This window comes from Planosporangium spinosum, assembly GCF_049999945.1.
Classification (GTDB): domain Bacteria; phylum Actinomycetota; class Actinomycetes; order Mycobacteriales; family Micromonosporaceae; genus Planosporangium; species Planosporangium spinosum.
The window spans coordinates 259129-273418 of record NZ_JBLYUB010000003.1 but is presented as its reverse complement, the minus strand read 5'-3'; the positions used below and the strand labels follow the sequence as shown (position 1 = coordinate 273418).

Sequence of the window (14290 nt, the reverse complement as noted above, 5' to 3'; positions counted from 1 at the left end):
GGCCCTCGGCGCCACAGGCCGCGCGCGCCGGCGACCCGGGATACCCCCGCGCAACGGGTGCACACTTGGAAGAACACCCGCCGGCGCGGCAGCTGAGGGGAACGCCATGACCCCGCCGCACACCTCGATCCGCCCGAACCCCGAACTGCGGAGAGCCGACCGGGAAGCGGCCGACCGGGTGGCGGCGCTGCTGGCCGGCACCGCGCCGCTCGGCGTGGCCTTCTCCGGCGGGGTCGACTCCGCGACCCTGCTCGCCCTGGCCGCCCGGACGCTGGGGCCCGACCAGGTACTGGCGATCCTCGGGGTCTCGCCCAGCCTCGCCGCCGCCGAACGTTCCGCCGCGCACGACATCGCCGCCGGCCTCGGGGTACGCGTGCGGGAAGTGGTCACCCGGGAAGGCGAGCACCCCGAGTACCGCCGTAACCATCCCGACCGCTGCTTCCACTGCAAGGACGAACTGTTCACCCGGATCGCCGACGAACTGGTGGACCGCTACGGCCTCGCCGCGGTCGCCTACGGGGAGAACGCCGACGACGCGCGGCGCCCCGACCGTCCCGGCGCGCGCGCCGCCGCGGCCCACGCGGTGCTGCGCCCGCTCGCGGACGCCGGCCTGGACAAGGCCGCGGTGCGCGGCATCGCCCGGGCGTTCGGGCTGCCGTGCGCCGACAAACCCGCCAGTCCCTGCCTGGCCTCCCGGATTCCCCACTTCGACGAGGTGACGCCGGAGAAGCTGGGCCAGATCGAGGCCGCCGAGGCGGCGCTGCGCCGGCTCGGCTTCACCGACCTCCGCGTACGCCACCACGGCGACGTCGCCCGGATCGAGCTTCCGCCCGCCGATCTGCCGCGAGCCGTCACCGAGCCGCTGCGCCAGGCGGTACAGCGGGCCGTCACATCGGCCGGGTTCCGGTACGCGGCGCTCGACCTGGCCGGCATCCAGTCGGGCGCGTTCACCATGACCCACCTGGACCGCGCGTGAATCACTCCACGGACAGTCACACCCGGGCGGGGTCGATCGGCAGTCCACGAGGCTTCGACGACCTGGGCTGGGCCCGCCCGGACACCGACCGGGAGGCCCGGCTGGGCCTGCCCGAGGTCGTCTACGGGCCGGGCAAGACCCCGGAGCAGATCACCGGCGTCGTACGCAGCCTGCTGCGGGCCAACACCGGTCCGGTAATGGTGACCCGGGTCGAGCCATCGGCGGCGAGCGAGGTACGCCGGGCGATCCCGGACGCTGAGCACGATCCCGCTGCCCGGCTGCTGGTCTGGCGCCGGGCCGCGCCGGTGGGGTTCGACGTGGCCGTCGTCTCGGCCGGGACCGCGGACAGCACGGTGGCCGCCGAAGCGACCGGCGTGGCCGGCGCGGTCGGGCTGTCGGTGCGCCGCATCAGCGACGTCGGGGTGGCCGGTCTGCACCGGCTGATGGCCGAACGCGGGCCGCTGGCCAGGGCAGGCGCGGTGATCTGCATCGCGGGTATGGAAGGCGCGCTGCCCAGCGTCGTCGGCGGCCTGGTGGCGTGCCCGGTCATCGCCGTGCCGACCTCAGTGGGGTACGGCGCAGCCCTGGACGGGGTGACGGCGCTGCTGGCGATGTTGTCCTCGTGCGCACCGGGGGTGGTCGTCGTCAACATCGACTCGGGGTTCGGCGCCGCGATCGCCGCCTACCGGATGGCGGTCCGCCGGTGATCTGTTGGCTCAACCCGTTCAGCGGAGTCTCCGGCGACATGCTCCTGGGCGCGCTGCTGGGGCTGGGCGCCCCGCTGGACGGCGTACGCGCCGCGGTCCGCAGTACCGGGATCGACGGGTGGGACCTGGCGCGGATCGAGGTCACGCGCGGCGGGTTGGCCGCGACGCGGGCGGTGGTCACCGTGCGCGACGACGCGACCGACCGCCGGGCCGCCGAACTGTTGGAGATCGTCGGGCGGGCCCGGCCCGAGCCGGTGGCGGCGCTCGCCACGCGGGCCGTACGGGCCATCGCCGACGTGGAGGCGGATCTGCACGGCGTCGCCGTCGACCGGGTACACCTGCACGAGATCGGCGGAACCGACACCGTCGTCGACACCGTCGGCGTGGCCGCGGCGCTGCACCTGCTCGGCATCACCGCCGTGCACAGCGGCCCGCTCGGCCTCGGCGCCGGGACGGTACGGACCCGGCACGGCACGCTCCCCGTACCGGCGCCCGCGACCGCGGCGCTGCTGGCGCGAGCCGGCGCCCCGATCGTCCCGGCAGGCGCGGGCGGGGAGACGGTCACCCCGACCGGTGCGGCACTTCTGCTGGCGGCACGCGCCCGATTCGGGCCCGTTCCACCGATGACCGTGCACACCGTCGGGTACGGCGCGGGCAGCCGGGAGGTCGGGGGCCGGTCCAACGTGCTGCAGGCGCTGCTGGGCGAGGCCACCGGGGCGGTCGAGGCGCTGCACCTGCTGGCGACGAATGTCGACGACGTCACCGGCGAGGTGCTCGGCCACCTGGTCGACCGGCTGCTCGCCGCCGGAGCGGCCGACGCCTGGCTGGTACCGATCGTGATGAAGAAGGGCCGCCCCGCCCATACCGTGCAGGTGCTGGTCCGCCCGGAGCGGGCCGCCGCGTGCGAGCGCATCGTCCTGGCGGAGACCGGCAGCCTGGGTCTGCGCCGCATCCCGGTCGAGCGGCTCGCGCTGTCCCGGCGGACCAGCACGATCGACCTCGAGGGGCACCCGATCCGGATCAAACACGGCCCGTGGGGCGCCAAACCCGAACACGACGACGTCGCCGCGGCGGCGACGGCGCTCGGACTGCCGCTGCGGATCGTGGCGGAGCGGGCCCGCACACTCGCCCTCCATCCGCTACCCGACACGATCGAAGGAGCAACGCGATGACCGGAAAGAGCAGGATCGGGGTGACGGGTCTGGCGGTGATGGGCGCCAACCTGGCCCGCAACATGGCTCGGCACGGGATACCGGTCGCCGTCCACAACCGCACGACGGCCCGGACGAGAACGTTCCTGGACGCCTACCACGACGAGGGCGCGTTCACCGGATCCGACACCATGCAGGAGTTCGTCCAGGCCCTGGAGAAGCCACGGCGGATCCTCGTCATGGTCAAGGCCGGCCCGCCGGTCGACGCCGTGATCGATGAGCTCACGCCGTTGCTCGAGCCCGGCGACATCCTCATCGACGGTGGCAACTCGCACTTCACCGACACCCGCCGGCGCGTCGCACACTGCGCCCAACAGGACCTGCGATTCATCGGTACCGGGGTGTCCGGCGGTGAGGAGGGCGCGCTGCTCGGGCCCAGCATCATGCCCGGCGGCGACCGGGCCGCCTACGCCGAACTGGAAGACATCCTCACCGGCATCGCGGCACACGTCGACGGCGTGCCGTGCTGCACCTACATCGGCCCCGACGGGGCCGGGCACTACGTGAAGATGGTGCACAACGGCATCGAGTACGCCGACATCCAGCTCATCACCGAGGCCTACGATCTGCTCCGGCACGTCGCCGGGCTGGACGTACCCACGATCGCGGCGACCTTCGACCGGTGGAACTCCGGCGACCTCCAGTCGTTCCTCATCGAGATCACCGGGAAGGTGCTCGCCAAGACCGACGACCGGACCGGCCGGCCACTCGTCGACGTGATCGTCGACGAGGCCGAGCAGAAGGGCACCGGGCGTTGGACCTCGCAGGACGCCCTGGAGCTCGGCGTACCACTGACCGCCATCACCGAGGCGGTGTTCGCCCGCACCCTGTCCGCGCTGCGCGAGGAGCGCAAGGTCGCGTCAGGCACGCTCCGTGGTCCCGCCCCGGGCGGCGGAGCCGACCGCTCCGACCTCGTCGACGACATCAGGCAGGCGCTGTACGCGAGCAAGGTCGTCGCGTACGCCCAGGGCTTCGCCCAACTGGGCGCCGCGTCCGAAGGCTACGGCTGGGACCTTGACCTGGGCGCGTTGGCCACCATCTGGCGCGGCGGCTGCATCATCCGCGCGCAGTTCCTCAACCGGATCCGGGACGCCTACGCCACCCACCCCGACCTGCGCAACCTGCTGCTGGTCCCGTACTTCACCGACGCGGTGGCGGACGCACAGGATTCCTGGCGGCGGGTGGTCATGACAGCGACCGAACAGGGGGTGGCGATACCCGCGTTCTCCTCCGCCCTGTCCTACTACGACGGCTACCGACGCGAGCGGGGCCCGGCCAACCTCATCCAAGGGCTGCGCGACTTCTTCGGGGCACACACCTACCGTCGCGTCGACGCCCCGGGCAGCTTCCACACCCGCTGGGCGCAGGACGGTGCCGAGATACGTACCAGCGCCTGATCAGGCCTGGCCGGTGCGCGGTGAACCGTGCCGGCTACCCAAGGCGACGGGCCTTGACCACACCCAACACGATCGACACCACCAACGCCACCAAACCGATGATGATCAGCCACTCGGCGGCCTTGAGGAGCAGCCCCAGCAGGATCAACACGACCCCGACGACTCCGACGGCGACCAGTAACGCCCGCATCTTCGCCTCCTGAGTGCGACAAACGATCCATTCCCTACGGCGATGGCGTCGAACCACCGGCGGGCGCCGCATCGGAACGTACGCCGCGCCGGTCGGGCATGGCGAAACGGCCCGGGTCGGTACGCTCCGCTGACGAACAAGATCCTGCCGTTGGGCCGGTGCGCCGAGCTGCTTGCGCCCAACCCGGTCGCAACGCCCGGCTGGGCGTCATCCGCCGTGACGCGGATTCCGCGCTCGCCTCAGGTCTGGCCACCCAGTGGCCGGTCTACCGCCCTAGGCCGGACAGAGCGCACTGGAGATGCGCATCAGATCGACGTGACGCCGCGCAACCAGGCAGGTCATGAGGCGCTGCCTCATCTCGTGGTCGCTGCGGATGATCATGGTAGTGAACCTAACCCATCGGTTTAGTAGGAAGCAAGCTGCGCGCGTGTCGTAAAACGCTGAGGGCGTCGACATCAGACGCTGCCGCCCGCGAGCGGTGCGCCGCGCCGGTGCGACGCACCGGCCAGCTCCCGCAGCCCGGCGAGCAGTCGGTCGACGTGCTCGGTGGTGGTGCCGATGCCGATGCTCGCCCGTACCGCGCCGCCGGTGAGCGGCCGGCCCAGCCGTGCGGACGCCTCGTCGAGGAGCCGGCGGGTGAGCGGGTGGGCGCAGAACAGGCCGTCGCGTACGCCGATGCCGTGTCGTCGGGCGAGGTAGGCGGAGACGTCAGCGGCGGCGTGGCCGGCGACGGTGAAGCTGACGATGCCGACCCGGTCGTGGTCGGCGGCGAAGGTCCGCAGCTCGGCGACGCCGGCAAGGCCGGCCAGTCCCGTGCGCAGGCGGGCCAGGAGCGCGTTCTCGTGAGCGGCCAGCGCAGCGCGGTCCGCGGCGGCGATGTCGGCGCAGGCCGCGGCGAGCGCCACCGCGCCCAGCAGGTTCGGGGTGCCGGCCTCGTGCCGGGCCGGTCCGACGTGCCAGTCCACGTCGTCGAGGGCGTCGCCGACGTGGGCGGTCGCCCCGCCGCCGGCCAGGTACGGCGGTGCGGCGTCGAGCCAGTCGGCCCGGCCGGCGAGCACCCCGGCCCCGAACGGGGCGTACAGCTTGTGCCCGGACAGCGCCAGGTAGTCGGCGTCCCACTCGGCGAGGGAGACCGGCCGGTGCGGGGCGAGTTGCGCGGCGTCGACGGCGATCCGGGCGCCGAACCGGTGCGCCACCTCGGCCAGCGCCGCGACCGGCCACACTTCGCCGGTGACGTTGGACGCGCCGGTGACGGTCACCAGGACCGGGCCGGCGAGCCGGCCGAGGGCTTCGGTCAGGGCGTCGACGGCGGCGTCCGGGGACCCGGGGATCGGCAGGCGTACCGTGCGCGGCCAGGGCAGCAGGTTGGCGTGGTGCTCCCCGGCCCAGGCGACCACGGTCGTGGCGGCGGGCAGGCAGCGGGCCAGCAGGTTCAGCGCGTCGGTGGTGTTGCGGGTGAAGACCACGTGGTCCCCCGCGCGGGCGCCGACGAAATCCGCGACGGTCTGCCGGGCCCGCTCGTACGCCAGGGTGCAGCGCTGCGAGGCCGCTCCGGCACCCCGGTGCACGCTGGCGTACCAGGGCAGCAGCTCGTTGACCGCGGTCGCCGCGGCGGCGAGGCAGGGAGCGGTCGCGGCGTAGTCGAGGTTGACGTGGTCGACGGTACGGCCGTCGGCGAGCGTGACCGGCAACCGGTCGCCGAGCACGACCGGGCCGGCCTGAGCAGTGTCGACATCGGCACTGGCGAACGTGGCAACCATGATGAACCCCTCCGGGCTGGAGACCCCGGAGGGTCCGCGCTTGCCCGGACGCGGATGCGCACGGGCCCGGTCCTCACCCGGGGCACCCCACCGCGAACAACGAGGGTTGCCGGCCAGCAAGCCGGGGCTTGACGCTGGCACTCGTGACCTGTGCCGATATCCTATTAGAAGCGTAGGAATAACGGTCAACAACCAACACCTGTGCGCTCGATCACCCCGGGGCTGCCTCGCCGCTGCTCAAGCCCGCTGCGAGCCGCGATCCCGTGGGGCTCCGGTCGCGGTGGATCAAAGGCCGGACATGGGGTAGCAGCACGCGCATGAGCGGATCGGGAGGCAGCCGGGAGGGCGCGCCCAGGCGCCGCCGGGTCCCCACCAACCTGCTGACCACAGCCATCGTCTGCGGCTGCGTGCTGGTCATCGCCGCTACGGTGTTCCTGGTCGGCTGGATCCTGGTACGTCTTGGGCCGGTGACGCTGGCCGCGGTCGCGGCCCTGCTGCTCACCGCGCTGCTGGATCCGGTGGCCGACGCCCTGCACCGGCTGCGACTGCCGCGGTGGGCGGCAGCCCTGTGCGCGGTACTGCTGCTGCTGGCGTTTCTGATCCTGCCTCTGGTGCTCATCGGACGGCACGTCGCCACGCAGTTCGATGCACTTGGCCGTCGGCTGGACGAGGGCATCGGCCAGATACGGCGGATGCTGACGGCCGGGCCCCTACCCATCAGCGGACGGCAGATCGATGCGGTGGCACGCCGGGTCGTCGACGGCGTGCGTGAAGCGTTACCCCGCCCGGTCACCGGTGCGGCCCTCGCCACCGAGATCCTCGGCGCGATCGTGCTGGCACTGATCCTGGTGTTCTTTCTCCTCAAGGATGCGGACACGATGTGGCGCTGGGCGCTGGCCCGGGTTCCGTCAGCACACCGCCGGCGGGTCGACCGGGTGGCGCGAGCGGGCTGGGACGCCCTGACCGGGTACGTGCGCGCCACCGTCATCATCGCGGCGGCTGATGCGGTCGGGATCGGGGTGGCGCTGCTGCTGGTGGGCGTCCCGCTGGCACTGCCGCTGGTGACGCTTACCTTCGTAGCCGCGTTCGTGCCGCTGATCGGTGCCACCGTCGCCGGTGCCGCGGCGGTGTTGGTGGCGTTGGTGGCCAACGGGCCGACCGCCGCGCTGATCATACTGGTGGCGGTGATCGTGGTGCAGCAGACCGAGGGCAATCTGCTGGAGCCGCTGGTGATGGGCCGCAGCGTCCGGCTGCATCCAGCGGTGATCCTGATCGCGGTCTCCGCCGGTACCGTGCTGGCCGGCATCGCCGGTGCGGTGGTCGCGGTACCGGTGACCGCCGTTGTCTACCGGATGGCCTCCGCGCTGGCCGCCGATGGGGACACCGACCACGATGAACCGGGCCGGGACAACGACACATCGCGGCGGGACCACGATCGACCCGGCAACGATCAGCCCGGTACCTGATTGATCATCCGGCCGGTCGCCAGCGGCCCGCGTCGAACGGGGTGCGGGGCGTCGACGGCGGCGTGGGGACGTTCAGCCTGCCGGTTCCTACCCGGGAAGCGTCGCCGGCCCGTCCCGGATCGACCCCGGCGAACACCATGATGTCGGCGGCGACCATCCGCACCGCCATGATCGCGGCAGCGAGCGCCGAGTCGGCCGGCGTGTCGATGTCGGCGAGGCGGCGAGCGGCGTCGAGCGCGCGATCAGCCGCGTGCTGGCGGGTAGCGCGATCGCCGGGCTTCTTCGCCAGGGCGGTGAGCGCACCGACCAGCTCGCGCACGCTCGGCACCAGCCGGCGGCGCTCGCGCGGACTGATCGCCATGACGGTACGGGTGAGCATCAGGCAACTGTCGCCGAGCAGATCCAGATGGCCGGCGTTCTCGTTCTCGCGCACCACCGGTGCCGTCCGGGAACGCCAGGCCACGGAGTGACGGACGACCCGACAGCTGGCCCGCCTCGTGCGGCCGAGCTCGGACAGCTGGTCACGCAGCTCGCGCAGGCGGCTCATCGCCTGCGCGGCCAGGTCGCCGTCACCGTCGAGAGCGCGGGCGGTCAGCTCCACGCCCACGGCCATCTCCGCCAGCGCCGCCGCCTCCGCACGGCGCACCAGCGCGACGGGTTCCGGAGGGAACAGCAGCTGGCTGAACACCAGTGCCACCCCGGCACCGATCAACGCGTCTTCCAGCCGCTGCGTGCCGGCTTCGCCGTTGGCCACGGCGACGGTGAGGATCGCCCCGGCGGCCGCCTGGGCGATCACGATGCGGGCACCGCCCAGCGCCCGGGCGACCGCCATCGCGGTGAAGCTGGCCACCGCCAGGGTCCCGTAACCGCCGCGCAGCACACCGAGCGCGAGCTCGCCCGTCACGATCCCGACCACCACTCCCAGCAGCAGTCGCAGCGTGTTCAGGCCTCGCTCGCCGAGTGACGCGTTGAGCGCGACGACGGCAGCGACCGGTGCGAAGAACGGCTGGTGGTGCTGGACGAGATGCCTGGCGATCACCCACGCCACGGTGGCGGCGGCTGCCTGGTGCAAGAGCGGCCACGCGCCGGCCGCCACCTTCGACAGTACGGTGGATCCGGCACCGACCAACCGGCGCAGTTCGCCGGTGTCGATGTGCACTCTCGGACGCCGCGGTTTCACACCCGCTCCGGTGGGGTTCCCGCCCAACTCCTGCATGGCGGCGAGGGTGAGCCCCACGACCAGCGCCGCCAGCCGGTATGCCGCTGGACGGTCTCGCACCACGACGATCTGCCCACCACGTGGTCAGATATGTCAGGGGCAACACGCGGGGCTTCGCCGAGCCGCCGCCGATGGGCGGGACCGGACGCCGTCCGGCTACGACAGGTATGACATCCGCTCTTCGCCGCCCTGCCCTACGGGATGTCCATGGCTGACTCCCCGGCCGCGCACGCCGCCACACCGATTGCGCCGGCTATTCAAAGCGACGGCCCGATCCACGTTTTCCGGCCGTACGCGAGGGAACCGCACGTAGGAGCGGTCGACCACCGATGGCAGGCCCGGCGCGGCGTACCGATTGCGCCGATCGGCTGCGCCGCCTAGGAGAACCAGATGTGTTCGCCCGACGACATGGATCCCGCAGCCTCAGCTACGGCCGCCGGCCGCCACGCCACCGTGCGTCGTCAGGCGGCGGAGGGCCGCCAGGAACGAACCGCTGAGCCTGCCCGCCATGACCGCGGCACGACCGGGATCGTGGACGGGGCAGACGTGGTTGCCGGTGGCTGGGCGGTGGACCCGTTCGTGTACCAGGCCCGTGAGCACGGTCTGGCCGGTGACGGGATCACCAACGACCAGCCGGCGCTGCAGCAGTTGGTCGACCGGCTCGGCGCTGCCTACGCCAACGACCATCAGCCCCGCACCATCTACTGCCCGTCGGGGGTGTACTCGATCCGCGACGAAGGCACCGTCTGGCGAAGCGGCGTGTCGCTGATCGGCGCGGGCCCCGCCGCCACCCGGTTTGCGCTGTCCAACCCGGGAAACGTCACATCCCCCACGCCGCTGGCCTACTTCACCGCGCTGCAACACGGGGCCAGTCGTGACAATCACCTCGCCGACTGCACCTTCGCGCGCTTCGAGATCGACGGCACGGGCGTCATCCTGCCCGAGTACAACGTGCTCGCCAAGGGGCTCGGGCTGCAGTACGTGCTGCGCGGCCGGTTCCACGACCTCTACATCCACGACACCCCCGCCAGCGGCTTCGGCTGCGACTTCCTGCAGGACACGTTCGTCGACCACCTTCTCGTCACGCACTGCGGGCGGCTGGAGAACTACGAGTGGATGGGCGGCGCCGGTCTCGGCATCGGCATCGGCGGTTGGGGGACGTCCGAGCGGCTGACCATCAGCGCCTGCACCACCGTGCGCAACGGCACCAACGGGATCTTCTTCGAACTGCAGCAACTGGACTGGACCCCGCCCAGCGGCATCCGGGTCATCGGCTGCCACTCCGAGGGCAACCGGTTCGGCATCTCCGACTGGGGCGCCGACGGGCTCGTCGTCGCCGCCTGCACCATGATCGCCAACCACCAGGCCGGCTACGACGTCTCGTCGCTGGGCACCACGGCGATCGCCGGACGCGGGGGAATCGTGACCAGCTGCGTGATCGAGGACAACGTCTGGGACGGCGTCGCGGTCGGCAACACCCCGGGCCCGTACACTTTCGTGGACAACCGCATCAGCCGCAACGGCCGCTACGGCTACTGGCAGCACAACCTCGCCGGGGGCGCCCAGGTACCCGCCGCCAACGTTGTCATCGAATGCAACGAGTTCTGGGACAACGCCCTGGATGGTGTCCTCATCGACACCTCGCTGTCCGACTCGTCGGTGACCGACAATCGGGTGCGCAACAACGGCCGGCGCGCCGAACCCCGGTCGTCCGGTGGCGGGCGGACGGTGTCCTACACCGCGCTGTCGCTGGTCGACACCGCCGCGGACTGGCTGCCGGACGGCCACCGCGGCGAGTGGATCACGGCCGGCGGCCAGCAGGCCATCGTCATGGGCAACAGCGCCACCACGCTCACCCTCGCCCCGGCCCGTCCCGGCGCGACCACGGCCTGGCCCGAAGGAACCCCGCCGCCCGGCGCGCCGTACCGGCTGCCCGACTCCCCCGCGGTCCGCGCGGGCATCACGCTGGCCGCCCCGACCTATCGCCCCACCATCCACACCAACCGGATCTGGGACAGCCAACCCCACCAGACCCAGACCCACGGCCTGCGCATCACCAACAGCGGCACCTGCGAATCCGGCCGGGTGTACGACAACGATCTGGAAGGCAACGGCGTCGCACCGGTCCTGTTCGACACCGCGCCCGCCGGCGGCCACTGGTACCACAACTTCGGGCTCGACAAGAGCCCCTGACGTCCCGGCAGCACTGAGGCGATACCTCGGAGCGCCTCGCAGGGGAAGGGTTCCGGCGAGCGGTTCGCCCGATGGTCCCCTGGCGATGTGCGTCCCGGCAAAACCGGCACGTCGCATCCGTATGTGAGCGGTACCCCCACCGACCCGGGAGTGGGGGCCGAGTCACCCCGATATACTCCGGTCCGTGTTGCTCTTTTCGCGCACCTGGTGGCGTCCGCCCGTCCGGCGGCCGTGACCTGACCCTGTCTCGAGCTGCCTTCGGGCAGCTCGACAGCGCAGGGCACCCCTGATCGTTCGTCGTCGGCGGCACCGAAGGTGGCTCCCCACCAGCCGGAGACCACCATGACCGTCGCCATCGACGACCCCGCCAGCATCGCCGTCGCCCGCAGCGCGCAGCTCGAAGCCGAGATCAGCCGGCACCCGGAGCGGTTCCGGATCCTGACCGGCGACCGGCCCACCGGAGCGCTGCACCTCGGGCACTACCTCGGCACCCTCGCCAACCGGGTACGCCTGCAGGCAGCCGGGGTCGACGTCTTCCTTGTGATCGCCGACTACCAGGTCATCACCGACCGGGACAGCCTCGGCGACCTCACCGCCAACGTCCGGGAGCTGCTGCTGGACTACCTCGCCGCCGGGATCGACCCGGCCCGGTCGACCATCTTCGCCCACAGCGCGGTCCCCGCGCTCAACCAGCTGATGCTGCCGTTCCTCAGCCTGGTCAGCGTCGCCGAGCTGGACCGCAACCCGACCGTCAAGGCCGAAGCGGAGGCCACCGGCGGCCGGTCGATGAGCGGACTGCTGCTGACCTATCCGGTGCACCAGGCCGCCGACATCCTCTTCTGCGGTGGCAACCTGGTCCCGGTCGGCCGCGACCAGCTACCGCACCTGGAGGTCACCCGGCTCATCGCCCGCCGCTTCAACCAGCGCTACGCCGCCGGCCAACCGGTGTTTCCCGAGCCGGAGGCGCTGCTGAGCGCCGCACCTCTGCTGCTGGGCACCGACGGCACCAAGATGAGCAAGAGCCGCGGCAACGCCGTCGAGCTGCGCCACACCGACGACCACACCGCCGCGCTGATCCGCCGGGCCAAGACCGACAGCCAGCGCACCGTCAGCTACGACCCCAACAACCGTCCCGAGATCGCCAGCCTGCTGCTCACCGCCGCCCTGTGCACCGGACGTTCCCCCGAGGAGGTGGCCGACGAGATCGGCGACCGGGGCGCGGGCGCGCTCAAGGCGGTCGTCACCGAGGCGGTCAACGAGCACCTGCGCCCGCTGCGCCGGCGCCGCGCCGAACTCGCCCGTGATCCCGGGTACCTGCGCGGCGTCCTGGCAGACGGCAACGCCCGCGCCAACGAGATCGCCGACCAGACCCTGTCCAGGGTCCGCGATGTCATGCAGATGATCTACTAGTCCCGGCCCGGCCCGGCCGGTGTCGCGCCCGCGAACCGGCCGGGCGGCGATCGCCGCCAGCCACGGCCTTCTATCCGCGTCGGCGAGTGGCCGCCGGTACGACCACGCTGTTGCGGTGAATGGTGAGCCGCCAAGCCACGCGTGCGGTGACGACGAAACCGGTGGGTCATCGGGTTGTCCACGACCCAGGCGGGTACCTGTCGAACGCCAATGGTCGCCCAACGTCGCGAGCAGAGGACATGAAGTGACTAGGCCGAGAATTGTGATCATCGGCGGGGGGTTCGCCGGCTACCACGCCGCCCGCACGCTGTCGCTCCTCGCGCGGGGCCGCGCCGACCTAACGGTGATCAACCCAACCGACTACTTCCTGTACGTTCCGCTGCTGCCGGAGGTCGCCGCCGGGCTGCTCGAGGCGCGCCGGGTGACGGTGTCGATCCCCGGCACCCTGCCCGACGTGCGGCTGATCCTCGGCGAGGTCGACGGCGCCGACTTCGACCGCCGGCGCGTGCGATGGGTCGACCGCGACGGCCGGCGCGGGGAGATCGGTTACGACCGGTTAGTGATCGCCGTGGGCAGTGTCAACAAGTTGCTGCCGATTCCAGGGGTGGCCGAGTACGCGCACGGCTTCCGGGGCATTCCGGAGGCGCTGTACCTGCGTGACCACATGACCCGCCAGATCGAACTGGCGGACGCCGACGACGACCCCGCCGAACGCGCGGCCCGCTCGACGTTCGTCGTGGTGGGCGCCGGCTACACCGGCACCGAGGTCACCGCGCAGGGCGTGCTCTACACCGACGTCCTGCACGCCCAGTACCCGCGACTGGCCCGGCAACGGCCCCGCTGGCTGCTGCTGGACCTGGCGAAGCGGGTGCTGCCCGGACTGGACGAACGGCTGTCGGAGGTGGCGGACCGGGTCTTGCGCGAACGGGGCGTCGACGTGCGGACCGGCGTCTCGGTGAAGGAGGCGACCCACGACGGGGTGAAGCTCACCGACGGCGACTTCGTCGCCACCCGCTCGCTGATCTGGTGTGTCGGCGTCCGCCCCGACCCGCTGGTCGACAGCTTCGGGCTGAAGACCAACAAGGGGCGGTTGGTCGTCGACGAGTACCTCACCGTGCCCGGCCATCCCGAGGTGTACGCCTGCGGCGACGCCGCCGCCGTGCCGGACCTGACCCGCCCCGGCGAGGTTACCGCGATGACGGCCCAGCATGCCGAACGCCAGGGCCGGCAGGTGGCGCGCAACATCGCCGCCTCCTACGGGCAGGGCCGGAGGCGCCCGTACCGGCACCACGACCTCGGCTTCGTGGTGGACCTCGGCGGCACGCAGGCCGCCGCGAACCCGCTGGGTACGTCCATGTCCGGGCTGCCGGCCAAGGCGGTGACCCGCGGCTACCACCTGCTGTCACTGCCTGGCAACCGGACCCGTACGGCGGTGGACTGGGTGCTGGACGCTGCGCTGCCACGCCCGACCGTCCAACTGGGCCTGGTCCCGCCCGCGGCCGTACCGCTGGAGACGGCCTCCCCGGAACTGGTCGCCGCCCGGCGGTAGCGCGACGCCCTGCTCCGACCGGCAGCGCGTTCCTGGCGCGCCGAGCCCGACCCGGCATCGGCGGGCCAGGCCGACAGATCGCACCGCGACCTGCCCGCCATGGCTCACGGCTGTGCTCGGGGACCGGGCTGTCTGCACCGGTCAGGGGAAGGAACCGCCAGGGTGAACCGGGGTGTTCCGGTCAACCGAACTGACGCGCTACCGCCGCTGGC

The 14290-nt window shown here is 72.1% G+C and carries 11 protein-coding genes and 1 riboswitch; of the genes, 8 read left to right on the top strand and 3 right to left on the bottom strand.

Annotated features, from left to right (window positions below; translation table 11 throughout):
* The first annotated feature begins 106 nt into the window (after nt 1–106).
* Genes larE through gndA form a run of 4 tightly spaced genes read left to right on the top strand, consistent with a single transcriptional unit; the run spans nt 107 to nt 4291 of the window.
* Nucleotides 107–976 (top strand): ATP-dependent sacrificial sulfur transferase LarE, encoded by an 870-nt coding sequence (gene larE, locus ACNTMW_RS06170; protein ID WP_426632396.1) that lies wholly within the window; start codon nt 107–109, stop codon nt 974–976.
* Nucleotides 973–1683, top strand: coding sequence for a nickel pincer cofactor biosynthesis protein LarB (gene larB / locus ACNTMW_RS06165; protein ID WP_426632395.1), 711 nt, complete (start codon nt 973–975; stop codon nt 1681–1683). Before larE ends, larB begins: the two co-directional genes overlap by 4 nt.
* Nucleotides 1680–2855, top strand: a complete 1176-nt coding sequence (gene larC / locus ACNTMW_RS06160) for a nickel pincer cofactor biosynthesis protein LarC (protein ID WP_426632394.1) — start codon at nt 1680–1682, stop codon at nt 2853–2855. Before larB ends, larC begins: the two co-directional genes overlap by 4 nt.
* Nucleotides 2852–4291 (top strand): NADP-dependent phosphogluconate dehydrogenase, encoded by a 1440-nt coding sequence (gene gndA, locus ACNTMW_RS06155; RefSeq protein WP_426632393.1) that lies wholly within the window; start codon nt 2852–2854, stop codon nt 4289–4291. The genes larC and gndA overlap by 4 nt, the downstream gene beginning before the upstream one ends.
* A gap of 34 nt (nt 4292–4325) precedes the next feature.
* On the opposite strand, the gene ACNTMW_RS06150 is transcribed toward gndA, so the two are convergent.
* The gene (locus ACNTMW_RS06150) at nt 4326–4481 is read right to left on the bottom strand and encodes a hypothetical protein (protein WP_426632392.1); all 156 of its coding nucleotides are present in this window, start codon (nt 4479–4481) and stop codon (nt 4326–4328) included.
* Nucleotides 4482–4936: 455 nt separating this feature from the next.
* On the bottom strand, nt 4937–6241 hold the full coding sequence (locus ACNTMW_RS06145; protein ID WP_426632391.1) for an aminotransferase class V-fold PLP-dependent enzyme: 1305 nt from the start codon (nt 6239–6241) through the stop codon (nt 4937–4939).
* A 31-nt stretch (nt 6242–6272) separates the two neighbouring features.
* A riboswitch (SAM riboswitch) is annotated at nt 6273–6390 on the bottom strand.
* A 168-nt stretch (nt 6391–6558) separates the two neighbouring features.
* On the opposite strand from ACNTMW_RS06145, the gene ACNTMW_RS06140 reads away from it, so the two are divergent.
* Entirely contained in the window at nt 6559–7707 is a 1149-nt protein-coding gene (locus ACNTMW_RS06140; protein WP_426632390.1) for an AI-2E family transporter, read from the top strand.
* Between the two features lie 4 nt (nt 7708–7711).
* On the opposite strand, the gene ACNTMW_RS06135 is transcribed toward ACNTMW_RS06140, so the two are convergent.
* Complete coding sequence (locus tag ACNTMW_RS06135) at nt 7712–8986, bottom strand: FUSC family protein (protein ID WP_426632389.1); 1275 nt, start codon at nt 8984–8986, stop codon at nt 7712–7714.
* A 348-nt stretch (nt 8987–9334) separates the two neighbouring features.
* Between ACNTMW_RS06135 and ACNTMW_RS06130 the strand changes: the two genes are divergently transcribed.
* From ACNTMW_RS06130 to ACNTMW_RS06120, 3 genes are all read left to right on the top strand, one after another.
* Nucleotides 9335–11119, top strand: coding sequence for a right-handed parallel beta-helix repeat-containing protein (locus ACNTMW_RS06130; RefSeq protein WP_426632517.1), 1785 nt, complete (start codon nt 9335–9337; stop codon nt 11117–11119).
* Between the two features lie 342 nt (nt 11120–11461).
* On the top strand, nt 11462–12529 hold the full coding sequence (gene trpS, locus ACNTMW_RS06125; protein ID WP_426632388.1) for a tryptophan--tRNA ligase: 1068 nt from the start codon (nt 11462–11464) through the stop codon (nt 12527–12529).
* Between the two features lie 244 nt (nt 12530–12773).
* Nucleotides 12774–14078, top strand: a complete 1305-nt coding sequence (locus ACNTMW_RS06120) for an NAD(P)/FAD-dependent oxidoreductase (protein WP_426632387.1) — start codon at nt 12774–12776, stop codon at nt 14076–14078.
* Nucleotides 14079–14290 lie beyond the last annotated feature (212 nt).